This is a genomic window from Vibrio sp. PID23_8 (genome assembly GCF_003584965.1).
Lineage (GTDB): Bacteria > Pseudomonadota > Gammaproteobacteria > Enterobacterales > Vibrionaceae > Vibrio.
This window is the reverse complement of record NZ_LIXE01000002.1, coordinates 287,407-313,249: the sequence shown is the minus strand read 5'-3', so window position 1 is coordinate 313,249 and position 25,843 is coordinate 287,407. Positions and strand designations below refer to the sequence as shown.

Genomic DNA, 25,843 nt, shown 5'->3' with positions numbered 1-25,843 from the left:
GGTGGTTTATGAAATTTTCTGGACGCATTTTTCCGGTTATCGTTGCAGCATTTTGGCTTTCTGCCTGTAGCTCGCTTCCTGAAGAGCTGAGCGCAAGCACTGAGCAGGTTTTGACCGATTACAAAACCTTTGCCCAGGATCAAGGGCAAGCAGCAAATGATGTTCGCCTTGGTGGTGTTATTGCAAAAGTCGATAACCTGAAAAATCAAACTCGTCTCGAAATCGTTAACCTTCCTATCAGCAAATCCGGTAAGCCCGATCTCAACAAAGAGCCACTAGGTCGTTTCGCGGTTTATTTTGATGGTTATCTTGAGCCCGTCGCTTTTAGCAAAGGTCGCCTAATTACCGTTGTTGGTAAAGGTGAGGGAGAAGAGAAAGGCAAGATAGGTGAACACGATTATATTTTCCCAGTGATGCACGGAGATGGCTATCGTTTGTGGAAGATTGAAGAGCGAGTGCGCACTTACGATACGCCAACGTATTTTTACCCATGTTATTCCATCAACTGTCGCATGATGCGTGCAGATTTTCCTCAAGACGGAAAAATCATCAAGCAGGTGAAATAGTCAGTGATCAACGAGCGTCGATTTGAGCTCCCAGCGGGAACGATGGCCGCCCTTGAAGTTGGAAGTGTTGAACGAACTGAACTGTCAGTTGTTTTTCTTCATGGGTGGATGGATAACGCAGGTAGCTTTAAAGTGTTGATGGAAAGGCTACATCAGCTCAACCCTAATATTCATTTGTTAGCGATTGACCTGTTTGGTCATGGTTTATCCAGCCATAAATCTTACGACAATTATTATCCTTTTCATGACTATATTGACGACTTGCACCAGTTGTTGGACAAATTATCATCAAACAGACTGATGTTAGTAGGGCATTCGCTTGGTGCTTTGATTGCAAGTTGTTATAGTGCAGCGTTTCCTGAGCGGGTTGAAGCGCTGGTGCAAATTGAAGGGGCGGGTCCGCTATCAGAACCCCCCGACAATAGCCTGCAGCGTTTGCGGGATGGTGTACTGAGTCGGCATCGACAACAGAGTAAGTCGAACAGGGCCATCGCTTCTTTCGACCTGGCGTTAAAGCTGCGAATGCAAACGAATCATTTAACGGCAGACCAATTAATGCCAATTGTTGAGCGCGGAACAGAATGTCGAGAAGACAAATGGTTCTGGCGGCATGACGCTAAGCTGAAATGTGCGTCGCTTTATCGTATGGCGCAAGAGCACGCAAACGCAATAACCAGTCAGATACGTTGCCCTCATCTGATCATACTGGGTGATAAAGGATTCCAACATTTACAGTCTAACCAAGTTGATTGGGGCGAGAACCTGCCAAAAGTAGTCTCTGTCGTCGGTGGACATCACTGTCACTTAGAGCAAGCACTCGAGGTCGCAGAGCGGATTCTTGGTGTAGTTAACAAAATCTAAACAAGTGTTTGAGAGTTACGTGCTCAAGCACGTTTGCTGTGCTGTAATAGTGTTCAAAATTAAAAAGACGCTATTTTTAGCCAGTTATAAACGAGGAGTAACATCGTGGATAAACCATGGCTTTCACGTTATCCAAGTGACGTACCTGAAACCATCAATCCAGAGCAATATGAGTCTTTGGTAGAAATGTTCGAGCAGTCTGTACAAAAATACGCAGACCAACCAGCATTCATGAATATGGGCTCGGTGATGACCTTCCGCAAGCTGGAAGAGCGTAGCCGCGCATTTGCTGCATACCTGCAAAACGAACTTAAGCTGAAAAAAGGCGACCGAGTTGCGTTAATGATGCCTAACTTGCTGCAATACCCAGTTGCGCTGTTTGGTATTTTGCGTGCAGGTTGTATCGCAGTGAATGTGAACCCACTTTACACTCCTCGAGAGCTAGAGCATCAGCTAAATGACTCAGGTGCAACGGCGATCGTTATCGTTTCTAACTTCGCGAACACACTCGAGCAAATCGTTGAAAACACATCAGTGAAGCATGTGGTTTTAACCAGTCTTGGTCAAATGCTGCCACGTGCTAAAGGCACACTGGTTGACTTCGTCGTCAAGTACGTGAAGGGCATGGTGCCTAAGTACGATCTGCCGGGGGCAATCTCAATGCGTAAAGCGTTGCACAAAGGTCGTCGTCTTCAGTACGTGAAACCCTTTATGTCAGGCGATGATATTGCATTTCTGCAATATACCGGTGGTACAACAGGCGTAGCAAAAGGCGCGATCCTGACACACCGCAACATGATCGCAAACGTGATGCAGGCGAAAGGCGCATACGGCCCAGTCTTGTCTCCTGGTCGTGAGTTAGTGGTTACTGCACTGCCGCTATATCATGTATTTGCGCTGACAGTGAATTGTTTATTATTTGTAGAGATGGGTGGGAATAACCTGCTGATCACTAACCCGCGTGATATTCCTGGCTTTGTTAAAGAGCTACAGAAATACCCATTCACGGCGATTACCGGTGTAAACACTCTGTTTAACGCACTGGTGAATAATGAAGATTTCCATGAGTTGGATTTCAGCAATCTTCGTCTCGCTGTAGGTGGTGGTATGGCGGTGCAACGCGCGGTTGCTGAAAGATGGCAAAAGACAACAGGTTGTTATCTGCTAGAAGGCTACGGCCTAACGGAATGTTCGCCATTGGTCGCGGCATACCCGCATGATTTAGTGGAGTACAACGGTTCTATCGGTTTGCCGGTGCCATCAACAGAAGTACGTATCGTTGATGAAGAAGGTAACCCATTAGCAAACACCGAGACGGGAGAACTTCAAGTTCGTGGCCCACAGGTTATGCAAGGTTACTGGCAGCGTCCTGAAGCCACTAAAGAAGTGATCAATGAAGATGGTTGGCTATCGACGGGTGATATCGTTAAGTTTGATGACGAAGGCTTCCTACACATTGTTGACCGTAAGAAAGACATGATTCTTGTGTCTGGCTTTAACGTGTACCCGAACGAAATCGAAGATGTGGTTGCGCTGCACGGTAAAGTATTGGAAGTTGCGGCGATTGGTCATCCACACGAAGTGTCTGGTGAATTGGTTAAGATCTACGTTGTCAAACGTGACCCTAGCCTAACCAAAGACGAGTTGATCACGCACTGTCGCCAACACCTAACGGGCTACAAGATCCCTAAATTGGTGGAATTCCGTGATGATTTGCCAAAGACCAACGTAGGTAAAATCCTTCGCCGAGTACTACGTGAAGAGAACGATGCAGAGCTCGCGAAGAAGAGCGCGTAAGTCGAATTCTTTGTGCAGCAATCATTTATTGCCAAATAGTGTTAGAATGCCAGCGTTTTGCTGGCATTTTTTATAGCGAGAAGTATGTGAATTATCAGATCATCACTAAAAACAAAGACCTAGAAGAAGTTTGTGCTCAAGCCAGAGAAGCAGACGTTGTTATGTTGGATACCGAATTTGTTCGAGTAAGGACGTACTATCCACAGCTAGGTTTGATCCAGCTTTTCGACGGCAAACAACTTTCTTTGATCGACCCAACTGAATTGACGGATATGACGTCATTCACCGAGTTATTAAAAGATACCTCTGTGTTGAAAGTGCTGCATGCTTGTGGTGAAGATTTAGAAGTATTCCAAAATGCGTTTGGCTGTACACCATTTCCCATGGTTGATACTCAGCTTATGGCGGCATTTCTTGGTCACGGCTTATCGACGGGCTTTGCCACGTTGGTGAACGAATACTTAGGCATCGAGCTCGATAAAAGTGAATCACGAACCGATTGGATGGCACGTCCACTGACTCAAAAGCAGCTAGATTATGCGGCGGCAGACGTTCATTATCTCTTACCACTTTATGAAAAGCTCTTTGATCGTGTAACAGAAGCGGGCTGGTGGGAAGCGGTACAACAAGAAAGTGACTCGCTGGTCTCTAAGCGCATTCGTGAAATCAACGAAGAAAACGCCTACCTCGATATTAAAGGTGCATGGCAGCTAAAACCATCAGAGCTTGCAGTGTTAAAACCTTTAGCGACATGGCGTTACCGTGAAGCACTTAAACGCGACTTGGCGTTGAACTTCATCTTCAAAGAAGGAGACTTGCTAACGGTAGCTCGTCTTGGGTTAACCAGCTTCAAGAAAATGGAAGCGGAGGATATTGACCCACGCGCAGTGAATCGTCATGGCGCAAGAATTGCCGCGATGGTGAAGAAGGCTAAGCAAACCCCGGCGGAAGACTACCCAGCGTCAATTGAGCGTTTGATGGATTACCCAGGTTACAAACAAATCTTCAAGAACCTGAAAGATGTGGTGAAGGTGGCTTCACAAAAGTCGGGCCTGGCGACGGAATTTTTGGCCTCGAAGAAGCAAATCAATCAGATCATCAGCTGGGTATGGAAGAAAGACCGCGATCCAGCGAGACTGCCAGATGTGATGCAAGGTTGGCGCCTTGAACTTCTCGGCGAGAAGATGAACAAGGTGCTGAAGTAAGTACAAATTAAAAAGGTTGGCAATGTTGCCAACCTTTTTTGTAACACGCATTTGTATTTTGCTTGAGGTACTCATTTTGATAAGGCTAAGCCGCCGAGTCATTCTAGCTGAAACGCAAGTACCTGGGTGAGAATAGGAATCTACTCACCGCCCGCTTTGAAGCCAAAATCCTATCTCACCAATTCGAGCACTCTGGTAATAGATTCTGAATCACGCTCGTTCCTCGCTGTCCAGAATGACGGGGAGATAGTGGGTCATTCCAGCGAACCTAAGTGAGACTAGGAATCTACTCACCGCCCGCTTTGAAGCCAAAATCCTATCTCACCAATCCGAGCACTCTGGTAATAGATTCTGAATCACGCTCGTTCCTCGCTGTCCAGAATGACGGGGAGATAGTGGGTCATTCCAACGAACCTAAGTGAGACTAGGGATCTACTCACCGCCCACTTTGAAGCCAAAATCCTATCTCACCAATCCGAGCACTCTGGTAATAGATTCTGAATCACGCTCGTTCCTCGCTGTCCAGAATGACGGGGAGATAGTGGGTCATTCCAACGAACCTAAGTGAGACTAGGGATCTACTTACCGCCCACTTTGAAGCCAAAATCCTATCTCACCAATCCGAGCACTCTGGTAATAGATTCTGAATCACGCTCGTTCCTCGCCGTCCAGAATGACGGGGAGATAGTGGGTCATTCCAGCGAACCTAAGTGAGACTAGGGATCTACTTACCGCCCGCTTTGAAGCCAAAATCCTATCTCACCAATCCGAGCACTCTGGTAATAGATTCTGAATCACGCTCTTTCCTCGCTGTCCAGAATGACGGGGAGATAGTGGGTCATTCCAGCGAACCTAAGTGAGACTAGGAATCTACTCACCGCCCACTTTGAAGCCAAAATCCTATCTCCCAATTCGAGCACTCTGGTAATAGATTCTGAATCACGCTCGTTCCTCGCTGTCCAGAATGACGGGGAGATAGTGGGTCATTCCAGCGAACCTAAGTGAGACTAGGAATCTACTCACCGCCCGCTTTGAAGCCAAAATCATATCTCCCAATTCGAGCACTCTGGTAATAGATTCTGAATCACGCTCGCTCCTCGCTGTCCAGAATGACGAAGAGGAGGGCACTCAAAGCAAAGTCGAAAAGTGGTTTATTTCTCGTCGTCTGGCAGTTTTACATTCAACTCAAGAACTGAGATATCATCGTCTTTGTGTTCAAATGTCAGATCGACCATGTTTGGATCAATCGCGACGTATTTGCTGATCACCTTCAGAATGTCCTCTTTCAATTGAGGCAGATAAGAAGGCGCAGGGTCGTTCTGGCTGCGGCGCTCAGCAACGATGATTTGCAAACGTTCTTTAGCTAAACTGGCCGATGTTTTTTTCTGAGGGCGGAAAAATTCTAATAGTGACATGTCTAGCCTCCGAACAGTCGTTTAAAGAGTCCTTTCTTCTCCTCAGTAAGGAAACGAAATTCAACCTCGCTACCAAGAAGGCGCTCTACGGTATCAGTGTACGCCATGCCTGCATCCGTATTTTCATCGAAAGTAACGGGTACGCCCTTGTTTGATGCGTTCAGTACCGCTTGGCTTTCAGGAATCACGCCTAACAAAGGAATATGAAGAATGTCTTCGACGTCTTGTACACTCAGCATTTCACCTTGGTTAACGCGAGCTGGATTATAGCGAGTCAGCAACAGGTGCTGTTTCACAGGCTCAAGGCCTTGCTCCGCGCGCAGTGACTTAGAATCCAAAATGCCCAGAATACGGTCAGAGTCACGAACAGAGGAGACTTCAGGGTTGGTCGTTACAATCGCTTCATCTGCGTAGTATAGCGCCATTAGAGCACCTTGCTCGATACCCGCTGGTGAGTCACAGATGATGAAGTCAAAGCCCATTTCACCGAGTTCAGTGAACACGCGTTGTACACCATCTTTGGTGAGTGCGTCTTTATCACGTGTTTGTGAAGCGGGAAGAATGAATAAGTTATCCGTGCGCTTATCTTTAATCAGCGCTTGGTTTAGCGTTGCTTCACCGTTGATGACATTTACAAAGTCATACACGACGCGGCGCTCACAACCCATGATCAGATCGAGGTTACGCAAACCGATATCAAAATCGATCACCGCAGTCTTATTGCCCTTAAGAGCCAGACCTGAGGCGATGGCTGCGCTTGAAGTGGTTTTACCAACGCCACCTTTACCAGACGTTACTACAATAATGCGTGCCATTTTATTTCCTTTTTAGACTAAATAGTGAGTGCTTCCAGACGTAATGATTCTTCGGCTTTACTGATCATTACTTTCTTTTGCCAATACTCACTCTCAATTTGATCGCTCAACCAGTAATCGCCAGCAATGGAAACCAGTTCAGCTTGTAAATCGTGACAAATAATATGAGCTTCTTGCTGCCCGCTCGCTCCGGCAATCGCACGTCCACGTAGGGTGCCATGAATGTGGATAGAGCCATCTGCTATCACCTCTGCACCAGCACTGACGTGCGCGAGTACCACTAAGTCGCCATCTTTAGCGTAGACTTGCTGACCCGAACGGACGGGGGTGCGAACCACTTTTGTCGGGGCGATTTTAGCTGGAGCTTGAGTCGGCGACTTGCTTGCAGACATAATCGCAAAGCCAGCTTCTGAGGCAAGATTTTGAACGCGCTTATCTTTGCAACCCGTAACCCCGACAGGAATAAACCCGGCGTCAGCAATCCCTTGTTTCAGCGCCCTGAAATCAATATCGCCTTCGACTTTTGCTATATTGATAATCAAAGGAGCGGATGCGAAGAAAGAAGGGGCTTGAGAAACCTTTTCTTGCAAAAAATCGACAGTTTTTTCGACCTCATTATCAGAAAGGTGTAAAACTGACAAAGTAAAACTGCTACCTTTAAGGTCTGGTGTATGGGTCATCGTGGACTACTTGCCTTTATTGAAAGAGCGTTGCCTTAAACTAGGTCTGTCATGTTATATTCCATCCTCTGACGCAGCAAGTTCTCAAGCGGGCAAATCCGAGATTTAATCTCAAATTTGCTATTAAGTTTGCGAGAATTTTACGTTTTCAACAAAATCCGCGCTAAAAGCGGATAAATCAGCACAAAAGGCTTGTCATGCTTTGTTCTATTTATAAAAGCGCAAAAAAAGAAGGCGCTTATCTTTATATCCCGAAAAAAGACGATTTTTCACAGGTTCCTGACACGTTAATGCAAATGTTCGGTAAGCCTATGCCAGTCATGACGATCAAACTTGATGGTCGCACTTTGGCGCAAGTTGATATCGAGAAAGTGAAGGCATCATTACAGAATGAAGGCTTCTTTTTGCAATTACCACCTCCGCCAGAAAACCTACTAGAAAAATACAAAGAACAAAAAACTCAGCAGAAAGGCGAACAGTAAGTCCGTTTTTCATCTGAGAATACTGCCTTACTCAAGGAGGGCAATATGAAAAAGATATTGGCAACGATGCTCAGTGTTGGCATATGTACTTCAGCGTTTGCAAGTAATGAGGGCTTTGAGGAGTACCTCAATAAATTGCGTACAGAAGCGCGTGCTAAAGGCATCTCTGAACAGGTGATCAGTGCCGCTTTTGCTAATGTTGAATACAAACCTCGTGCGGTTAATGCAGACCGAAATCAACCGGAAAAGAAACTGACGTTGGATGAGTACATTCCTCGGGCGGTACCGGAATGGAAGGTAAAGCAAGCGAAGCAATTGTACAAAGAGCATTACGCAGAGTTAAAGCGCATTGGTGACGAATATGGCGTGCAACCGCGCTTTATTGTCGCACTGTGGGGCGTGGAAAGTAACTTCGGTAAGTTCACCGGTAATTTCCGCGTGATCGATGCGCTATCGACCATGGCATTTGAAGGTCGTCGTGAAGAGTTCTTCCGTAAAGAAACCATGGCAGCGCTGCAAATTCTAGATGAAGGCCATATTGGGTTAGAGAGTTTCAAAGGCTCTTGGGCAGGTGCGATGGGCCAGTGTCAGTTTATGCCAAGCTCATTCCTACGCTTTGCCGCAGATGGCAATGGCGATGGTAAGAAAGACATCTGGCAATCAGAAGCGGACGTGTTTGCTTCTACCGCGAACTACCTAAGCGAATCGGGTTGGGACGACAAGTTCACGTGGGGTCGTCAGGTGAAGGTGCCACACGGTATCGACCACAATCTTGAAGGCCGCGGAGAAGAGAAAGGCAAATACCTGCAAGAGTGGAGCAAGCTTGGTATCACCAAATACGATGGCAGCCCATTACCTAAGTTGGACGAAGACATCAAAGCGTGGCTAATCATGCCCGACGATGAAAACGGTCGTACTTACTTGGTGTACAACAACTACAATGTGTTGATGAAGTGGAACCGCTCTTACTACTTCGCACTGGCGGTAAGTCACTTAGCTGACCGCATCACATTCTAAGTTGAATTTCTCAATACGGCTTCCAAGCTATTGCCACGGGCGTAATGGCGAACTTGATGAGTGCATCAATCGCTGGCGTGATTTTGAGCCTTTAACATATTAGAGCGCTGCGTTTCTGGTATCGGGAACGCTTCGCTTCGAGAGGGTAGAGGAAGACAGTTTTGGCTCAGACGCATCTTCTTGCTCCCTCAAAAACAAAAGGGTTGACGCTTCTCGTCAACCCTTTTCATTTCTTCGAATCTCGAATCTCGAATCTCGAATCTATTTCTTCGTATGGAACTGCTCGCAAGCCAGCATCGTATTCTCAATCAAGCTTGCAACGGTCATTGGACCAACACCACCTGGTACTGGAGTAATGAAGCTTGCGCTTTCACGCGCTTTATCATATTCCACGTCTCCGACTAGCTTGCCAGATTCAAGGCGGTTAATACCAACATCAACGACCACGGCGCCTTTCTTAATCCACTCACCAGGAATGAAGTTTGGTTTACCAACGGCGACCACAACCACATCGGCTTGGCGTATATGGCTTTCTAGGTCTTTGGTAAAGCGGTGACACGTTGTTGTTGTACAACCTGCAAGTAGCAACTCTAGCGTCATTGGACGGCCAACAATGTTCGATGCGCCAACCACGACCGCGTGCTTGCCACGTAACTCAATGTTGTAACGATCGAGTAGGGTAATGATGCCTTTTGGCGTACAAGAGCGCAGTTTAGGAATGCGCTGGGCTAAGCGCCCAACGTTATAAGGGTGGAAGCCATCCACGTCTTTTTCTGGGTGAATACGCTCAAGAACGTGCGTTGTATCAATACCCGCAGGAAGAGGCAACTGAACTAGAATGCCATCGATTTCTGCATCGTTGTTTAACTCGTCAATCAGAGACAACAACTCTTCTTCCGAAGTGGTCGCAGGAAGGTCAAAAGACTTAGAGATAAAGCCAACTTCTTCACACGCACGGCGCTTACTGCCAACGTAAACTTGCGAAGCAGGATCTTCACCAACAAGAACAACCGCAAGACCAGGAGCGCGAAGGCCAGCCTCAACGCGAGCTTTCACTCGTGCTGCAACTTCTGATCGAACAGTTTGGGAAATAAGAGTTCCATCTATATTTTGAGCAGTCATGACTTTCCTTTTTAAATAAGAAGGCTAATTATTTGCAGCGCATTGTCGCAGAAAATGGATTTAACATCCATAAGCAAACGTTTGCCTTGGGGTTCTTTTGAACATTTTTCGCATCATTGGCCTTTTTTTAGACATTCAGATCAGAATGTTACGAAAACCCGTTGATTTAAGCGGTTGAACTCGTATAATCCCTCCTGTAGCGCGCCCTTAGCTCAGCTGGATAGAGCACGTCCCTTCTAAGGATGTGGTCGCAGGTTCGAATCCTGCAGGGCGTGCCATTTATTTAGAAACCCCGATAGCTCAATGAGCTATCGGGGTTTTGTCGTTTTTGGTCACCATACTTTTTAGCGTAACGTTCCCTACAACTTTTGCACTACCTTCTAGTCTTTGCAATCAATAGCACTTACTATGTGTTTAGTTTAATTGCAGTCTTACCTTTATGTCCTCAACTTCTAGTTTCTATAACCAAAATGCGAGCTCATTAGCGGAGCAATACAACTCGACAACATTCGAAAAAGTGCATGCGGAATGGTCAGCCTTTTGGCCTCATTCTGGCGACCGTGTCCTAGATGTTGGGGCGGGTTCTGGCCGAGATGCTAAGTGGATGTCAGTGCAAGGCTGTGAAGTCATTGCTATTGAGCCAGCCGCGGCTTTGCTGCAGCAAGGAAAGTCTTTGACGGGAGATGCTGTTACTTGGCTAGATGATGCGTTACCAGTACTTGAGAAGACGACGAATCTGGGACTGCGTTTTGACCTGATTTTGGTTAGCGCAGTCTGGATGCATCTTGCAACCTCTCATCGTGAGCGTGCCTTTCGTAAGCTCTCCAACTTGCTAGCGCCCAACGGACGGTTGGTGATTAGTCTTCGTCATGGCGAGTTTACTGATGGGAGAAAAGCTTACCCAGTCTCCGTTCAAGAGTTAGAACAACTTTCAAAGAACAGTGCTCTTATGGTGAGGCACATATCTGAAAGTGACGATCAGCTCAAACGAGATAATGTGTACTGGCAAACTGTCGTGATGTCTTTACCTGATGATGGCTCAGGTGACCTAAACAAAGTGCGTCATATCATTGTTAATGATTCAAAATCCGCCACTTATAAGTTAGCGTTACTGAGAACCTTATTGCGTATTGCTGACGCACACTCAGGAGCAGTGATTGATCGGACTGATGGCAGGGTTGCGATTCCTCTTGGGTTGGTTGGTCTGTATTGGATTCGTCAGTTTAAGCGTCTCATCGACAAAGAAAATATTCAGCAAAGTTCCAATGCATCAAAAGGGCTTGGTTTTATTAAGCCTGATGGTTGGGGGAAGCTTTTTCACTTGAGCCCTGATGATTTAGCGATTGGTACTGCTTTCTTTGGGGATGATGTAGTGGCTTTAGACAAAGCGATCAAAGACAGCTTAAAAACCATAAAAGACGGGCCAGTGACTTACACTTATCAAGGTGATAAATCGAACCCGTATTTCGAAATGGTTCGTTCCTCGAAGAAGCATAAAGACTCGATCGTTATTGATGGGACTTTTCTTGAAAGCTATGGCCAATTTGTTCTTGATGAGAGTTTGTGGGATTGCTTTAGGCTCTATCACTCTTGGATTGAGCCGCTGGTGGTTAACCAATGGATTCTTGAAATGCAGCGTTTCAGCTCAAACCAAGAACGAGGAATCACACTACAAACGTATCACGATTGTTTGGTTTGGATTGATAAAGACCACGACACTCGCACCGTGCGCAAGAGGGTAGAAGAATTGCGCTCTAGTCAATCTGAGATAATCAGTGTTTGGAGCGGTCGTAAGTTACGCAATGAATATCACGTCGATCATTGTTTGCCTTTTGCATATTGGCCGAACAATGATAAATGGAATCTTCTACCAACCTCCAAAACGGAAAATTTAAACAAGCGTGATCGGCTTCCTGCAGTGTCTCGATTGAATACCTCAAAGCAACGCATTTTGGATTGGTGGGAGTTGGCATGGGGTGAATCAGGCACCCTAAACCAGTCGTTTTTTACTGAAGCATCGTTGTCTTTACCTAACATCCCAGCCTCTTGTCAGGATTTTGAACAGGTATTTGAGGCTATGGGATTACAAATTCGTGGTGTGAAAAGCCGACTTTGTATTGCCGAGTGGTGATTGTTTAGCCGAAATATGTTCTTCCTCGATAATAGAATAGCCTCCAGTACGGAGGCTATTCTATCCGTGCTCAAGCTCCGCCTCTTTCACTGGCTCAGTTTCGGTTACTCTTACCTGTATGATGCGGTGGTTTCGTACGTGCAGTACCTCAAAGCGCCACTCTTGGTATACGACTATCTCTCCTTGTTTGGGTACTCGGCCAAGCAACCAGGTAAGCAAACCATTAAGTGTCTGGAAGCCTTCACTTTCTTCCCCTTCAATGTGACTAAGCGCGAGCTTGTGCTTCAGTTCATTGAGAGGGATTAATGCGTCCATTAGCCAACTGCCGTCTTTTTGTTTCTTCGCCCAAATTTGCTGGGGTGCCATGCCCAGTTCTCCCGCGATGGATTTCAGCAAATCATAGTGGGTCACCAAGCCTTGTACATCCCCATACTCATCAACGATAAAGACCATTTCGGTGCTGGTTTGCTGCATATGATTAAGCAATGGTAGGCCTTTCATGGATTCAGGGACAAAAAGTGGCCTTTTGACGAGCTTACCCAGACGAGTGATGGAGAGGTGATCGTATTCATCCAGCAGGGCTTTGGAGGAAATGGTGCCAATGATTTTGTCGAGCCCACCTTTGCATACCGGCCAAACGGAGTGTTGAGTTTGGCGCAAATGTTTGAGAATAGAGTCAATCGGTTGATCCACATCGAGAAAGTGAATGTCACATCTTGGTGTCATCAACGATAGAGCGAGGCGGTCATTCAGTAGCAGTAAATTTCTTATCATCAGTTGTTCTTGAGGCTCAATCGCACCGGATTCTGATCCTTCGCTGACTACGGCAAAGATATCTTCTTCTGTTACCGCCTCACTATTGCCATTTTGACCGAATAACATGAGCAAGGCGTCGGTGGAACGGGTCAGAAGTATCACAAATGGGGTGGTGAGCTTGGCTAGCCAATGAATAGGGTAGGCAACGATAATGGCGATGTGCTCAGCGTTGTTTTGGGCAAAGCGCTTCGGAACCAGCTCGCCAATGACAATCGCAAAGTAGGTAATGAGGATAACAACCGTAGAGGTGGCAAGCACGGTCGCGATTTCGCTCTCCAGCCCTTGGGCAACGAGCCAGTGCTCAAAAGGAACAGATAATGTGGCTTCTCCAAAGATCCCGCTAAGAATGCCTATCACAGTGATGCCGATTTGAATCGTAGAGAGAAATAGCGTTGGATTGTTTTTTAGTTGCAGGGCGAGACGAGCAGGCGAGCTGTGTTCAGCAATCTTTTTTAGGCGGCCACTTTTGGCGGTGACTAACGCAATTTCAGACATGGCAAACACGCCATTGAGCGCGATCAATCCAACGAGTAGTAAAATGTCCATGATTTTTCCAGTAATCTACACCTCATCAGCATAGCGAGGTTCGGGAATCAGAAACGTGAAGTCGCGAATACATCATCACGCTGCAACAATAGAATGCCTTATTAATAGGATAGAATTTGTTTATTGAATGTGGGGGATGAAGTGCAGAGGAATGGGTCTGTTACTTAGTACGGATTCTGATACACTACGCGCCCATTTCCTCTGTTGAGACGTTTCTATGCCATTTTCTAAGCTTGGTTTAAGCACACCAATCACTGATGCAGTGTTGGCGCTGGGTTATGAAAAACCGACTTCTATCCAACAAAAAGCGATTCCAATTGTTCTGCGTGGTAGCAATCTGATTGCGGCAGCGCAAACGGGCACCGGTAAAACGGCGAGCTTTGTATTGCCGATTTTAGAAAAACTCAGTAAAGGGGAAACGCAACGTAAAAAGCGTGCACGCGCGATCATCTTAACCCCAACGCGTGAGCTCGCACTTCAGGTTCATCAGAGCATTGAAGCGTACGGTAAGAACTTACCACTTCGTTCAATGGCGATGTTTGGTGGTGTGGATTACGCCCCGCAAAAACAAGCACTGATTGAAGGCGTTGATATTGTCGTAAGTACACCTGGTCGTTTGATTGACCTTTATGGCCAGCGCGCCATTCACTTTGATGAAGTGGAAATGCTGGTGCTGGATGAAGCGGACAAGATGCTGGATATGGGCTTCATCGATGCGATTGATAAGATCGTTGATTGTTTGCCTGAGGACGTGCAAAGTCTGCTGTTTTCTGCAACGTTATCGAATCCAGTTCGCGATTTGGCCAAGAACGCGATTGTCGACCCAGAAGAAATCACGATTGCTAAGCACAGCGCATCGAAATCAAACATCAAGCAATGGATCACCACCGTCGATAAAGACATGAAATCGTCGTTATTGAGCCACATGCTGACTCAGAACAACTGGTCGCAAGTGTTGGTGTTTATCGAAACTAAACACGGTGCGGCGAAGCTGGTTACTCAGCTAGAAAAGCGTGGCATTGTGGCAGAAGCCTTCCACAGTGGTCGCAACCAACGTGTTCGCCAAGAGTTGATTGAGCAATTTAAAGCGGGTGAAATTCAATACCTAGTGGCAACAGGCGTGGCGGCGCGCGGTATTGATATTGATAACTTACCAGTGGTCATCAACTACGATTTGCCTTTCCCTGCGGATGAATATGTACACCGTATTGGTCGTACCGGACGTGCTGGTGCGCAAGGTGAAGCCATTTCATTGGTATCAAAAGACGATTTCAAAAATCTATGCATGATTGAAAGCCGCCTTGGCCACCTGCTAGAGCGTGTGGAAATCGAAGGCTTTGCACCAAGAAAACCAGTACCGATTTCGATCCTGAACTACGTACCGAAGAACAAACGCAAGCCACAAGATCAGCGTTCTCGTCGCGACAACGATGAAAAGCCTAACGCGAACTAGTTCCGTGTGAATCCCTTTCGTTGAGATCTCAAATAAAAACAAGCCGCATTTCGATGCGGTTTTTTTATTTGCAATCTATCCCTTACTCTTAGCAATGGTTGCTGCGTAACAAGCTGGGAGCTTACGTATCCGAATTAACACCAATTTATGTGCGGATTTTTCGGTCACATTGATGAGTTCGGCAACGGTCTAACTGTGAGGCGACTGGGTATTTTGTTGATTTAGCAGCGGTTAACTATGAAAAAATTGTCATTGTGTCTTACGCTGTAGAAAGAATGTGCGGAAAGTTTGAGTTAATCTTTTGTCAATTTCTTGTCGTCTTGTTTGCCGATGATAGGGAATAGGCACAGACTTTCGCGCCTGCTATTAAACGCATAAACGAGGCATGAATGAAAACGGGTTATAAGCAATTTGCGGTAATAGGTCTGGGGCGTTTCGGCTTGGCTGTATGTAAAGAACTGCAAGATTCCGGCTCTCAAGTTTTAGCAGTAGACATTAACGAAGATCGAGTGAAAGAAGCCGCCAGTTTTGTGAGCCAAGCGCTCGTGGCTAACTGTACTCATGAAGAGACGGTTGCGGAGCTAAAGCTGGATGATTATGACATGGTTATGATCGCCATTGGTGCTGATGTTAATGCCAGCATCCTCGCCACCTTGATTGCCAAAGAGGCAGGGGTGAAATCGGTTTGGGTGAAAGCCAATGATCGCTTTCAAGCCCGCGTTTTGCAGAAGATTGGCGCAGATCACATCATTATGCCAGAGCGTGATATGGGTATTCGAGTTGCGCGTAAAATGCTTGATCAACGTGTATTGGAATTTCACCCACTAGGCAGTGGACTCGCCATGACAGAGTTTGTGATTGGCTCACGGTGGATGGGAAAAACGTTAGGCGAATTGGCGCTGTTTAAAGAGGAAGGTGTACAGGTGCTAGGCTTTAAACGTGGTCCAGAAATTACCAAAGCGCCAGAATTGAGTACGATGCTTGAAATCGGCGACTTGATTATCGTGGTTGGCCCACAAGACAAATTAGCGAGCAAGCTGCGATCATTATGAAGCACTTTTATCAGAGAGGTGTCTTTTACGTCCCAGAGAGCAAACGAGATAAAGCGAAAGGCAGCGAGCCGCGCATTATATTGCTGAGTTTTCTTGGTGTGCTATTACCATCGGCGGTGCTGTTGACATTGCCCGTATTCTCCGTGACGGGGTTGTCCATGACGGATGCGCTATTTACCGCAACCTCTGCGATCAGTGTGACGGGGTTAGGTGTTGTCGATACGGGACAGCACTTTACGTTGGCGGGCAAAATTTTGCTAATGTGCTTGATGCAAATTGGTGGATTGGGCCAAATGACGTTATCTGCGGTTTTGCTCTATATGTTTGGAGTACGTCTAAGTTTGCGTCAACAAGGTCTGGCGAAAGAAGCGTTAGGGCAAGATCGCCAAGTTAACTTACGTCGATTGGTAAAAAGTATCGTTACCTTTGCTTTGGTGGCTGAGATGATAGGCTTCCTCTTTCTTTCATTCCGCTGGATTCCAGAAATGGGATGGCAGACGGGGATGTTCTACGCGCTTTTCCACTCTATCTCGGCGTTTAACAATGCAGGGTTTGCACTGTTTTCTGACAATATGATGAGCTTTGTGAATGACCCTGTGGTTATCTTCACACTTGCGGGGCTGTTTATCTTCGGTGGCTTAGGCTTTACCGTTATTGGTGATTTGTGGCTGCATTGGCGTCGTGGCTTTCACTTTTTGCAATTACACACAAAGATTATGCTGATCGCGACACCAGTGCTGCTTATTGTTGGTACGCTATTGTTCTGGCTTCTGGAAAGACATAATCCCAACACGATGGAATCTCTACCGATAGCAGGGAAATGGTTAGCGGCGTTTTTTCAATCAGCAAGTGCACGTACTGCGGGCTTTAATAGCGTAGATCTTGCACAGTTCACTCAACCAGCCTTGCTGGTGATGATTGTGCTCATGTTGATTGGCGCAGGCTCAACCTCAACCGGCGGTGGTATCAAGGTCTCTACTTTTGCTGTTGCGTTTATAGCGACGTGGGCATTTCTTCGCCAGAAGAAACACGTGGTGATCTTCAAACGTACCGTGAACTGGTCAACGGTGACTAAATCGCTGGCGATCATTGTTGTCAGTGGCGCGATTCTTACCACCGCGATGTTTTTGCTGATGATCACCGAAAAGGCCGCTTTTGATAAAGTGATGTTTGAAACTATATCGGCATTTGCCACAGTAGGGTTAACGGCGGGGTTAACTGCAGAGTTGTCGGAGCCCGGTAAATACATCATGATTGTGGTGATGATCATCGGACGTATCGGGCCTCTCACGCTTGCTTACATGCTAGCTCGTCCTGAACCGACGTTGATCAAGTACCCAGAGGACAATGTGCTAACTGGTTAATCTTTTTAACAACACAATGATCTTTTATTAGTAATGCGAGCTTCTCTACGCGTAAAGAGTAGAGAAACTCGCATTGTCATTATTTATCATTACGTTTCTTATCTACTTCTATGCAAAAAATACGCAATACCCATGAACAATTCATGGCTGAAAGTGGCGTTATACACGGCGTATACTCATAAACAGGAAGTTGTGCTTAAGGAATCATTATGTCCATCTGGGAAGGGGTCAATTTCACCCATCGCTTCAGTGAGCTGCCGTCTGCATTTTTTACTCGCGTTGCGCCACAGCCTTTAGACAATCCGCGTTGGGTCGTTTGGAATCGTGATTTGGCTTTGCAGTTTGGTTTGCCAAGACAAGCCGATGATGAATTGTTGAATGTGTTTGCCGGGCAAAGAGAATTTGGATCTTTTGCTCCGCTAGCCATGAAATATGCAGGCCATCAATTTGGCGTTTACAACCCAGATTTGGGCGATGGGCGCGGTTTGCTTTTGGCTGAAATTCAGCACCAAGATGGCACTTGGTTTGATATTCATTTAAAAGGGGCAGGGCTGACGCCGTATTCCCGCATGGGTGATGGTCGGGCGGTGCTACGCTCTACTATTCGTGAATATTTGTGTAGCGAGGCCATGGCGGGTTTGAGTATTCCGACCACCAGAGCGCTCGGTATGATGGACAGTAACACGCCGGTTTATCGTGAGAAGATGGAATACGGCGCTCTGTTGATCCGCATAGCAGAAACGCATATCCGCTTTGGTCATTTCGAGCATTTTTTCTATACCAATCAATTGGCCGAGCAAAAACTGTTGGCTGACAAAGTCATTGAGTGGTATTTCCCAGAGTGCGTTCAAACCGAAAAGCCGTATGCAGCGATGTTTGAGGCTATCGTGGATAAAACCGCTGTAATGATTGCGTTTTGGCAAGCCTACGGTTTTGCTCATGGCGTCATGAATACCGATAACATGTCGATTCTCGGGCAAACCTTTGATTATGGTCCGTTTGGTTTCCTTGACGATTACGATCCAAACTACATTTGTAACCATTCAGATTACCAAGGACGTTACGCATTTGATCAACAGCCGAGAGTTGCACTTTGGAATCTGTCCGCATTGGCGCATGCGTTATCTCCGCTAGTGGAGCGAGAAGATCTAGAAGCCGCATTGGGGCAATTTGAAGTTCGTTTAAGTCAGAAGTTCAGCGAACTGATGCGCGCCAAACTTGGGCTTCATACCAAGGTGGATGAAGATGGACGTTTGTTTGAGGCGATGTTTGAACTCTTAAATCAAAACAAGACCGACTACACTCGTTTTTTCCGCGAGCTTTCTTATCTTGATACCCAAGCGCCCCAAGCGGTGGTCGATTTATGTATTGATCGAGATGCGGCGAGCGCATGGGTAGATTTGTACCTTGCACGTTGTGAGTTGGAAGTGGATCAGCAAGGTGAAGTGGTAACAAGTGAGCAGCGCTGTGAGCGAATGCGTCGGGTCAATCCGAAATACATTCTGCGTAACTACTTGGCTCAGTTGGCTATCGACAAAGCAGAAATTGGGGACTTCACCGAAATAAATCGCCTCGCGGAGATTTTAAAGCACCCTTTCGATGAACACCCAGAGTTTGATGATTACGCCAAGTTGCCACCAGAATGGGGCAAGAAAATGGAAATCAGCTGCTCTTCTTAAATGGGTCATTTTCCACCCATCACTCAGGTTTGTATGGGTGGGTTTTACCCCTCTGAATTCCCATTCTTTATCTCTATGAATATAAGTGCATGATATTTATGATTTAAATGAATTGGTCTGTTACTTGCTCCTTGTCATACATCCGTACCCATCACCCTCTACCCATTTTAGGTACTCATGGAAAGGATGGGATGTGATTCAACAAGGAGAATAATAATGTTTAAGCCTCTAACCCTTTTGTCTGTATCCGCTCTTGCTGTCACCAGTTTTAACGCTGCTGCAAACTGTGATCCGGGTGAAACCGTGATTAAGTTCAGTCACGTAACCAACACCGACAAACACCCGAAAGGCATTGCTGCTTCGCTACTGGAAAAACGTGTTAACGAAGAGATGAACGGCAAAGTTTGTATGCAGGTTTTTCCAAACTCGACCCTTTACGATGACAACAAAGTGCTGGAAGCGCTGCTTAATGGGGATGTTCAACTCGCTGCCCCTTCTCTTTCTAAGTTTGAGAAATTCACCAAGAAGTATCGCATCTTTGACCTTCCATTCCTGTTTGAAGATGTGGCAGCGGTCGACCGTTTCCAAAACTCAGAATCAGGTGAAAAGCTAAAGAACGCGATGAAACGTCGTGGATTGCAGGGCTTGGCGTTCTGGCATAACGGCATGAAGCAGATGTCAGCAAACAAACCGTTGATGTTGCCAAGTGACGCAGAAGGCTTGAAGTTCCGCGTGCAAGCATCGGACGTTTTGGTTGCCCAGTTCGAGCAGCTTGGCGCAAACCCACAAAAAATGTCGTTTAAAGAAGTGTATGGCGGCTTGCAAACCAAGGTTATCGATGGTCAGGAGAACACTTGGTCAAACATCTACGGTAAGAAGTTCTTCGAAGTGCAAGACGGCATTACAGAAACTAACCACGGCATTCTCGATTATCTAGTCGTAACATCGAACGATTTCTGGAAAAAACTACCAGACGATCAACGTGAGCAACTCAATACCATCATTCAAGAAGTCACCGCGCAACGTAATGCGGAATCGACCGAAGTTAACCTTGCTAATAAGAACAACATCATTGAAGCGGGGGGTGTGGTTCGTACTCTGACACCTGAGCAACGCCAAGAGTGGGTGACGGCCCTTCAACCGGTATGGAAGAAGTTTGAGAAAGACATTGGTACGGATCTTATTGATGCCGCTTTAGCATCTAACCAACAGTAACAACATTATTGGCCCTCACGTACTTCGAGATGGGAGAGGGCCATTCTTTCCCAATAATGATGTGATGTAATTATGGAACAGACTTTTTTTGCCAAGGCAGGGCGAATCACGGATGCCATTGAAGAAACGCTGATTGCTTTCTTTCTTGGTGCGATGACGCTGCTCACTTTTGCCAATGTAATTTTTCGTTATGTCTTCAACGACAATATTCTATGGGCGTTAGAACTTACCGTATTCATGTTTGCGTGGATGGTGTTGGTGGGGGCATCTTACGGTGTGAAAAAACATTTTCATATTGGTGTTGATGTGATCATCAATATGGTGTCGGAGCGTAAACGTAAGATTTTTGCACTTCTAGCCGCTGCTTGCTGTTTGGCGTTTTCCGTTCTACTTCTGATTGGTTCTTGGAACTATTGGTATCCGTTTGCAACAGAACGCGCATGGTATGAAACCGACGATATTCCAATGCCAGAGATGTTTCAGTTCTTAGCAGATTGGCTCAATGAAGGCGAACGCTATGAGAAACTGCCACGCTTTATCCCTTATTTTGCGCTGCCACTTGGCATGGCGTTACTAACGTTCCGTTTTGTGCAAATTACTTGGCAAATCGCCACGGGCAAACTCGACCGTTTGATTGCTGGCCATGAAGCGGAAGAAGAGCTGGAAACGCTGAAAGAAGCACTTAGCGAAGCCGCCGATCCGATGCCAAGCGGTTCGTCTTCAAAATCCAACAGTAAGGAGCAATAAATCATGGATATTCTGTTGTTATTCTTGATGGTTATTGGCTTCATGCTGATTGGTGTACCAATTGCCGTCTCGCTGGGCCTTGCCAGTATTCTTTTCCTGTTGATGCACTCGGACGCCTCTTTGGCTTCGGTGGCCCAAACGTTGTTTAATGCCTTTGCTGGTCACTACACGCTGTTAGCGATCCCTTTCTTTATTTTGGCTTCAAGCTTCATGTCTACTGGTGGCGTTGCGAAGCGCATCATCCGTTTCGCCATCGCTATTGTTGGTTGGTTCCGTGGCGGTCTGGCGATGGCATCGGTGGTGGCGTGTATGATGTTCGCTGCGCTGTCAGGTTCGTCTCCGGCAACGGTGGTGGCAATCGGTAGTATCGTTATCGCAGGGATGATCAAAAACGGTTATTCCAAAGAGTTTGCGGCAGGCGTGATTTGTAATGCGGGGACGTTGGGTATTTTGATCCCCCCTTCCATTGTCATGGTGGTTTACGCAGCAGCAACTGACGTATCGGTAGGACGGATGTTTTTAGGAGGCGTGATTCCTGGGCTACTGGCAGGAGTGATGCTGATGATTGCCATCTACATCGCAGCGCGTATTAAGAATCTGCCTAAGCAACCGTTTGTCGGTTGGCAAGAAACTTTCGATGCCGCTAAAGACGCGAGCTGGGGCTTATTGCTGGTGGTGATCATTCTTGGCGGTATCTACGGTGGTATTTTTACTCCGACGGAAGCTGCTGCCGTTGCGGCGGTATACTCGTTCTTTATCGCTAACTTTGTCTACAAAGACATGGGGCCATTTGCTGATAAGAAAAATACCAAACCCGCGCTGGTTAAAATCTTCCAAACCTTCGTGCATAAAGACACCAAACACACGTTATACGAAGCGGGCAAGTTGACTATCATGCTGCTGTTCATCATTGCCAACGCGTTGATTTTGAAACACGTACTGACTGAAGAACGCATTCCGCAAATGATCACGGAGTCGATGCTTTCAGCGGGTCTTGGTCCGATTACTTTCCTAATTGTGGTCAACGTTTTGTTACTGATTGGTGGCCAGTTTATGGAGCCATCTGGCCTGCTGATTATCGTAGCGCCTTTGGTGTTCCCGATTGCGATTGCTTTGGGCATCGACCCAATTCACCTCGGTATCATGATGGTAGTGAACATGGAGATTGGCATGATAACCCCACCCGTCGGACTCAACTTATTTGTGACTGCCGGGGTGGCGAAGATGTCGATGATGCAGGTAGTGAAAGCGGCGCTGCCATGGGTAGGGGTAATGTTCCTCTTCTTAATCATAGTGACGTACGTACCTTGGGTATCAACGTGGTTGCCAACCACCTTAATGGGGCCAGAAATCATCACTAAGTAACAGCAACTTTTCTCCAAAATACAAGAGGTGTGAATCTTCACACCTCTTCGTAAATTGACTTGCGAGCCTGTAATCGTGGATCAGCGGCTACCCTTCGCTCATACCCCGTCCACTTTTTTCGGATTTTACGTCGATCTTCTCTTGAACGTCGCTCTTCTTGATAGTGCCCATCGACCATCACAGTATCAGTAATGATAGGTATCTTAGTTTTTTCACCCATACCAATATGACCTCGCCTGCTTATTTGGCAAAAGTATGGCTCAAGCTAAAGATAACCACAAATGACGTGGTGCATTTTATTTATACAGGCCCTTATCTAGTTGATAGCGTTGCATTTTGTCATAGAGAGTTTTTCGAGGGACATTCAATTGCTCCATGGTCTGCTTGATGCTGCCGCTGTTTTCCAGTAATGCACTTTCGATGGCCGCTTTCTCAAACTCAGCGACTTGCTCCGCGAGGCTTAGGGCTGTGCTTTCAGTGGGTGTAGTTTGACCGAGTTGCATCAGCTTACCTAATAAAACAAAACGCTCGGCAGCATTACGAAGTTCACGTACATTGCCCGGCCAATCATGAGCCATAAGCTGTGCGAGATCTTGAGAAGAGAGGCTAGGGGAGGTTTTGCCGTAGCGTGAAGCAGCAACCAACAGAAAATGGTGGAACAGTGCGGGGATGTCTTCTTTGCGCTCCTGTAGTGGGGGTAAGTCTAAGGTCACGACGTTTAGACGATAGTAAAGGTCTTGACGAAATGTGCCTTCTTCAGCCGCTTGTCTTAGGTCAACTTTGGTGGCTGCGATAACACGAATATCGAGCGGTAACAGTTCATTCGAACCAACGCGCTCAATCACTCGCTCTTGCAACACTCTAAGTAATCGAATTTGCGCCTGAATCGGCATTGACTCGATTTCGTCCAAAAACAGGGTGCCACCTTGAGCAAATTCAAACTTGCCTATTCGGCGACGATCTGCTCCGGTAAATGCGCCTTTTTCGTGACCATAAAGTTCGCTCTCGATGAGATTTTCAGGTACGGCACCACAGTTCACCGCGACAAAGTTTTGGTTACGACGAGAGCTTTGTTCGTGTAGGGAGCGGGCAATCAGTTCCTTACCTGTCCCTGTTTCGCCAAACAACAAAATATCCGCATCTGTGTCAGCAATGTGAGTGATGGTATCACGTAGCATCTGGATACTTGTGGTTTCTCCAATAATACGCGGACCAAGGGTTTGACTGGCTTTCAGGGATTGACGTAGTTTTTCGTTTTCATTGGTTAACTGGCGTTTCTCAATGGCACGTTTAACGGTTTCAACTAAGTGCTCCGGCGCAAAGGGCTTCTCGATAAAGTCGTATGCGCCTTGATGGAGTGCGTGAACCGCCATGGTAATATCACCATGTCCAGTAATCATGATCACTGGTAGATTCACATCGCGTTGGGTCAGCGTAGTAAGCAAATCCATGCCAGAAATACCCGGCAAGCAAATGTCAGTGACCACTACGCCAACTTCTTCGTCTTGTTGTATGGCAATTAAAGCGGACTCTGCATCCGGAAAAAATTTGGCTTCGATGTCGGCCAGTTCGAAGGTTTGCTCAATGGCTAGCCTGAGATCAACTTCGTCATCGATAAAAAACACCTGGCACATGGTCTTATCCTTCTGGTTGTTCGGCGAGTGGTGAAACAATAGGTAAGCAAAGAGAGAATCGAGCCCCACCTTGTTCTCTATTCTGTGCGCTTAATTTCCCGTTCATACCGGCCAAGATTTGTTGTGAGATAGAAAGCCCCAAACCTAAACCATTTTGTTTGGTGGTTAAGAAAGGTTCGCACAACTCAGTAAGCGTAAAATCGCCAAACCCTGCGCCGTTATCGTCGATATGGATCCAAACACGCTCGAATTCGCTGTCCCGTTTCACAGACAATCGCACTTGTTTATCTTCTTGATCTTTGAGTGCCTCTATCGCATTGGTCAGCAAATTGACCAACACTTGCTCGAGTTGAATGGTATTGATGTACACATCGATATCTTGTCCTAACACGTCCGTTTCTAACGTTACTTGTGCTGATTTGAATGCTGGCTTCATCAGTTCTTTTGCAGAAGCGATAACAGGAAAGAGGCGAGTATGGACGAGCTCGTTACCACTGGTTTTTTTGGCAAAGGAGCGCAATTGTTGGCTGATCTTTGCCATTCTATCAGTGAGGGCAGAGATTCGGGTTAGATTGTCTTTCACCCGATCAAGCTTTTCTTGGTGCAAGAATCGCTTACCGTTTTCTGCAAAGCTACGGATTGCCGCCAGTGGGTTATTTAACTCATGACTGATGCTCGCAGACATTTGCCCCAATACTGCGAGTTTGGCGGCTTGAACCAGTTCATCTTGAGTGATGCGCAAGGTTTGTTCTGTTTCTGTTCGCTGTGCAATTTCGGCCTGTAATTCAGCAGTTCGAGCCATGACTTGATACTCGAGCTGTTGATTGGCTTTCTGTTGTATTCGCTCAAAATGTAAACGGCGTTGTTGACGGTGATAAACGAGTTGCCCGATTAAGAACAATATCGTAAAGGTAAGCGTGAGTATCAGTAGATAGCCTAACGTTAACCAAACAACGCTCTGTTTGGGAGACAGGACGCGAATCGTCAGTTTAAGCTCAGGCAAAGACAACGAAGAGACCACCAGAGTGCCTTTATTATAAGGGTAACCTTGTTTTACCTCTGAGTGGGGGGCATCCAAGCTGCCGATAAAATTCAGTGATTTAACGGAAGTATCTAGATATTGTCGATTAGCCCACAGTTCTGCTTTTTGGATATCGTTGAGCGGCTGTAAGCTTTTAAATAGCCAGTCATTGCGACTGCTCATAAAGACAATCCCGTATGGATCATTGGCAACAAAAATACTTTTTGGATGCTGCCAGTTATCTTCAATTTTGTCTAAATCCATTTTGACCACGATGACCCCAATGACCCCTCCAGCGTAGGCGATAGGGTAGGAGTAGTAATAGCCTCGCTTACCAGAGGTTGAACCTAGGGCGTAATATTGGCTGCTCTCGCCGATGATGGCTTGTTTAAAGTAGGGGCGAAAAGCAAAGTTTCGACCAATAAACGAACGTGTTTTACGCCAGTTACTCGCGGCGATAGTCGTCCCCCATTTATCAATAAGGTAAGTATCAGCGGCTTCAATGACATGGTTCACGGACTCAAGGTAACGGTTAGTGATTTCCAACTGCGCAGTGTTGGTTGGGTTAAGCAGAGCTTCAATCAGTGGTTCATCTTTGGAAAGCAGTTGCGGAATATGGGCGTATTTATCGAGTTTGTTCTGTATATGGTTGGAAAACCGCTCGAGTTGAGCTTGATGTTTGTCGAGTAGAGATTGGTAACTGCTGTACCACACCCAGCGACCACCAACGAGTGCAAAAAAGAGATAGAAGGCGAAAAAAATCAGTAGAATACAATTTCGCTGTGCCATCCTTTTGCTCCTTGACCTGTTTTTTGGTTTACGTAACGAAATGTTAATGTTTTGTAGGAGAGAATGGGGGT

At 46.4% G+C, this 25,843-nt stretch carries 22 protein-coding genes and 1 tRNA gene; 15 read left to right on the top strand and 8 right to left on the bottom strand.

Translation table 11 applies throughout. From position 1 onward, the window contains the following. Positions 1-8: 8 nt before the first annotated feature. From AK966_RS05295 to rnd, 4 genes are all read left to right on the top strand, one after another. Positions 9-566: a Slp family lipoprotein gene (locus tag AK966_RS05295; RefSeq protein ID WP_099079353.1), complete on the top strand. Its 558-nt coding sequence runs from the start codon at positions 9-11 to the stop codon at positions 564-566. Positions 567-572: 6 nt separating this feature from the next. Next, positions 573-1,427 carry an alpha/beta fold hydrolase gene (locus AK966_RS05290; RefSeq protein WP_099079359.1) on the top strand — a complete coding sequence of 285 codons (855 nt, stop codon included), beginning with the start codon at positions 573-575 and terminating at the stop codon, positions 1,425-1,427. A gap of 105 nt (positions 1,428-1,532) precedes the next feature. Next, positions 1,533-3,224, top strand: a complete 1,692-nt coding sequence (gene fadD, locus AK966_RS05285; protein WP_099079354.1) for a long-chain-fatty-acid--CoA ligase FadD — start codon at positions 1,533-1,535, stop codon at positions 3,222-3,224. A gap of 86 nt (positions 3,225-3,310) precedes the next feature. After that, positions 3,311-4,429 (top strand): ribonuclease D, encoded by a 1,119-nt coding sequence (rnd, locus tag AK966_RS05280; RefSeq protein ID WP_147422371.1) that lies wholly within the window; start codon positions 3,311-3,313, stop codon positions 4,427-4,429. Positions 4,430-5,580: 1,151 nt separating this feature from the next. Here rnd and minE read toward each other — a convergent pair. Genes minE through minC form a run of 3 tightly spaced genes read right to left on the bottom strand, consistent with a single transcriptional unit; the run spans position 5,581 to position 7,339 of the window. Next, positions 5,581-5,844, bottom strand: a complete 264-nt coding sequence (gene minE, locus AK966_RS05275; RefSeq protein ID WP_099080352.1) for a cell division topological specificity factor MinE — start codon at positions 5,842-5,844, stop codon at positions 5,581-5,583. 2 nt (positions 5,845-5,846) lie between these two features. Next, complete coding sequence (minD, locus tag AK966_RS05270; RefSeq protein WP_099080351.1) at positions 5,847-6,659, bottom strand: septum site-determining protein MinD; 813 nt, start codon at positions 6,657-6,659, stop codon at positions 5,847-5,849. 17 nt (positions 6,660-6,676) lie between these two features. After that, the gene (minC, locus tag AK966_RS05265) at positions 6,677-7,339 is read right to left on the bottom strand and encodes a septum site-determining protein MinC (protein WP_119463666.1); all 663 of its coding nucleotides are present in this window, start codon (positions 7,337-7,339) and stop codon (positions 6,677-6,679) included. A 197-nt stretch (positions 7,340-7,536) separates the two neighbouring features. Here minC and AK966_RS05260 point away from each other — a divergent pair, with 197 nt between their 5' ends. Both AK966_RS05260 and AK966_RS05255 read left to right on the top strand, forming a co-directional pair. Continuing rightward, entirely contained in the window at positions 7,537-7,821 is a 285-nt protein-coding gene (locus tag AK966_RS05260; protein WP_099080349.1) for a YcgL domain-containing protein, read from the top strand. Between the two features lie 45 nt (positions 7,822-7,866). Next, positions 7,867-8,838: a lytic transglycosylase domain-containing protein gene (locus tag AK966_RS05255; RefSeq protein ID WP_099080348.1), complete on the top strand. Its 972-nt coding sequence runs from the start codon at positions 7,867-7,869 to the stop codon at positions 8,836-8,838. A 261-nt stretch (positions 8,839-9,099) separates the two neighbouring features. Here the strand turns inward: AK966_RS05255 and folD are convergent, their stop codons facing one another. Continuing rightward, positions 9,100-9,960, bottom strand: a complete 861-nt coding sequence (gene folD, locus AK966_RS05250) for a bifunctional methylenetetrahydrofolate dehydrogenase/methenyltetrahydrofolate cyclohydrolase FolD (protein WP_099080347.1) — start codon at positions 9,958-9,960, stop codon at positions 9,100-9,102. Between the two features lie 201 nt (positions 9,961-10,161). Between folD and AK966_RS05245 the strand changes: the two genes are divergently transcribed. Continuing rightward, positions 10,162-10,238 (top strand) — tRNA-Arg (locus AK966_RS05245). Positions 10,239-10,399: 161 nt separating this feature from the next. After that, the gene (locus AK966_RS05240; protein WP_119463665.1) at positions 10,400-12,091 is read left to right on the top strand and encodes a class I SAM-dependent methyltransferase; all 1,692 of its coding nucleotides are present in this window, start codon (positions 10,400-10,402) and stop codon (positions 12,089-12,091) included. A gap of 60 nt (positions 12,092-12,151) precedes the next feature. On the opposite strand, the gene AK966_RS05235 is transcribed toward AK966_RS05240, so the two are convergent. Then, positions 12,152-13,453, bottom strand: coding sequence for a hemolysin family protein (locus AK966_RS05235; protein WP_119463664.1), 1,302 nt, complete (start codon positions 13,451-13,453; stop codon positions 12,152-12,154). 217 nt (positions 13,454-13,670) lie between these two features. On the opposite strand from AK966_RS05235, the gene AK966_RS05230 reads away from it, so the two are divergent. From AK966_RS05230 to AK966_RS05200, 7 genes are all read left to right on the top strand, one after another. Further along, positions 13,671-14,906, top strand: coding sequence for a DEAD/DEAH box helicase (locus AK966_RS05230; protein ID WP_099080342.1), 1,236 nt, complete (start codon positions 13,671-13,673; stop codon positions 14,904-14,906). A 389-nt stretch (positions 14,907-15,295) separates the two neighbouring features. Beyond that, entirely contained in the window at positions 15,296-15,958 is a 663-nt protein-coding gene (locus tag AK966_RS05225) for a TrkA family potassium uptake protein (RefSeq protein ID WP_119463663.1), read from the top strand. Beyond that, positions 15,955-17,322: a TrkH family potassium uptake protein gene (locus AK966_RS05220; protein ID WP_119463662.1), complete on the top strand. Its 1,368-nt coding sequence runs from the start codon at positions 15,955-15,957 to the stop codon at positions 17,320-17,322. The genes AK966_RS05225 and AK966_RS05220 overlap by 4 nt, the downstream gene beginning before the upstream one ends. A 209-nt stretch (positions 17,323-17,531) precedes the next feature. Next, a complete protein-coding gene (locus AK966_RS05215) occupies positions 17,532-19,001 on the top strand; it encodes a protein adenylyltransferase SelO (RefSeq protein ID WP_099080339.1) in 1,470 nt (489 codons plus the stop codon). Between the two features lie 216 nt (positions 19,002-19,217). Then, complete coding sequence (locus AK966_RS05210; RefSeq protein ID WP_099080338.1) at positions 19,218-20,216, top strand: TRAP transporter substrate-binding protein; 999 nt, start codon at positions 19,218-19,220, stop codon at positions 20,214-20,216. Between the two features lie 72 nt (positions 20,217-20,288). After that, entirely contained in the window at positions 20,289-20,963 is a 675-nt protein-coding gene (locus tag AK966_RS05205) for a TRAP transporter small permease (RefSeq protein ID WP_099080337.1), read from the top strand. Positions 20,964-20,966: 3 nt separating this feature from the next. Beyond that, positions 20,967-22,328: a TRAP transporter large permease gene (locus tag AK966_RS05200; RefSeq protein WP_099080336.1), complete on the top strand. Its 1,362-nt coding sequence runs from the start codon at positions 20,967-20,969 to the stop codon at positions 22,326-22,328. 37 nt (positions 22,329-22,365) lie between these two features. Here the strand turns inward: AK966_RS05200 and AK966_RS20080 are convergent, their stop codons facing one another. The 3 genes from AK966_RS20080 to AK966_RS05185 form a co-directional block, all read right to left on the bottom strand. Then, positions 22,366-22,548, bottom strand: coding sequence for a hypothetical protein (locus AK966_RS20080; protein ID WP_099080335.1), 183 nt, complete (start codon positions 22,546-22,548; stop codon positions 22,366-22,368). A gap of 76 nt (positions 22,549-22,624) precedes the next feature. Beyond that, the gene (locus AK966_RS05190; RefSeq protein ID WP_099080334.1) at positions 22,625-23,962 is read right to left on the bottom strand and encodes a sigma-54 dependent transcriptional regulator; all 1,338 of its coding nucleotides are present in this window, start codon (positions 23,960-23,962) and stop codon (positions 22,625-22,627) included. A 4-nt stretch (positions 23,963-23,966) separates the two neighbouring features. Beyond that, entirely contained in the window at positions 23,967-25,772 is a 1,806-nt protein-coding gene (locus tag AK966_RS05185) for an ATP-binding protein (protein WP_099080333.1), read from the bottom strand. Positions 25,773-25,843: the final 71 nt, after the last annotated feature.

What these genes read in the sequence shown, in the direction of transcription:
- AK966_RS05295 (WP_099079353.1), top strand. Translation starts at nt 9, where the DNA reads ATGAAATTTTCTGGACGCATTTTTCCGGTTATCGTTGCAGCATTTTGG.
- minE (WP_099080352.1), bottom strand. Translation starts at nt 5,844, where the DNA reads ATGTCACTATTAGAATTTTTCCGCCCTCAGAAAAAAACATCGGCCAGT.
- minD (WP_099080351.1), bottom strand. Translation starts at nt 6,659, where the DNA reads ATGGCACGCATTATTGTAGTAACGTCTGGTAAAGGTGGCGTTGGTAAA.
- minC (WP_119463666.1), bottom strand. Translation starts at nt 7,339, where the DNA reads ATGACCCATACACCAGACCTTAAAGGTAGCAGTTTTACTTTGTCAGTT.
- AK966_RS05260 (WP_099080349.1), top strand. Translation starts at nt 7,537, where the DNA reads ATGCTTTGTTCTATTTATAAAAGCGCAAAAAAAGAAGGCGCTTATCTT.
- AK966_RS05255 (WP_099080348.1), top strand. Translation starts at nt 7,867, where the DNA reads ATGAAAAAGATATTGGCAACGATGCTCAGTGTTGGCATATGTACTTCA.
- folD (WP_099080347.1), bottom strand. Translation starts at nt 9,960, where the DNA reads ATGACTGCTCAAAATATAGATGGAACTCTTATTTCCCAAACTGTTCGA.
- AK966_RS05240 (WP_119463665.1), top strand. Translation starts at nt 10,400, where the DNA reads ATGTCCTCAACTTCTAGTTTCTATAACCAAAATGCGAGCTCATTAGCG.
- AK966_RS05235 (WP_119463664.1), bottom strand. Translation starts at nt 13,453, where the DNA reads ATGGACATTTTACTACTCGTTGGATTGATCGCGCTCAATGGCGTGTTT.
- AK966_RS05230 (WP_099080342.1), top strand. Translation starts at nt 13,671, where the DNA reads ATGCCATTTTCTAAGCTTGGTTTAAGCACACCAATCACTGATGCAGTG.
- AK966_RS05225 (WP_119463663.1), top strand. Translation starts at nt 15,296, where the DNA reads ATGAAAACGGGTTATAAGCAATTTGCGGTAATAGGTCTGGGGCGTTTC.
- AK966_RS05220 (WP_119463662.1), top strand. Translation starts at nt 15,955, where the DNA reads ATGAAGCACTTTTATCAGAGAGGTGTCTTTTACGTCCCAGAGAGCAAA.
- AK966_RS05215 (WP_099080339.1), top strand. Translation starts at nt 17,532, where the DNA reads ATGTCCATCTGGGAAGGGGTCAATTTCACCCATCGCTTCAGTGAGCTG.
- AK966_RS05210 (WP_099080338.1), top strand. Translation starts at nt 19,218, where the DNA reads ATGTTTAAGCCTCTAACCCTTTTGTCTGTATCCGCTCTTGCTGTCACC.
- AK966_RS05205 (WP_099080337.1), top strand. Translation starts at nt 20,289, where the DNA reads ATGGAACAGACTTTTTTTGCCAAGGCAGGGCGAATCACGGATGCCATT.
- AK966_RS05200 (WP_099080336.1), top strand. Translation starts at nt 20,967, where the DNA reads ATGGATATTCTGTTGTTATTCTTGATGGTTATTGGCTTCATGCTGATT.
- AK966_RS20080 (WP_099080335.1), bottom strand. Translation starts at nt 22,548, where the DNA reads ATGGGTGAAAAAACTAAGATACCTATCATTACTGATACTGTGATGGTC.
- AK966_RS05190 (WP_099080334.1), bottom strand. Translation starts at nt 23,962, where the DNA reads ATGTGCCAGGTGTTTTTTATCGATGACGAAGTTGATCTCAGGCTAGCC.
- AK966_RS05185 (WP_099080333.1), bottom strand. Translation starts at nt 25,772, where the DNA reads ATGGCACAGCGAAATTGTATTCTACTGATTTTTTTCGCCTTCTATCTC.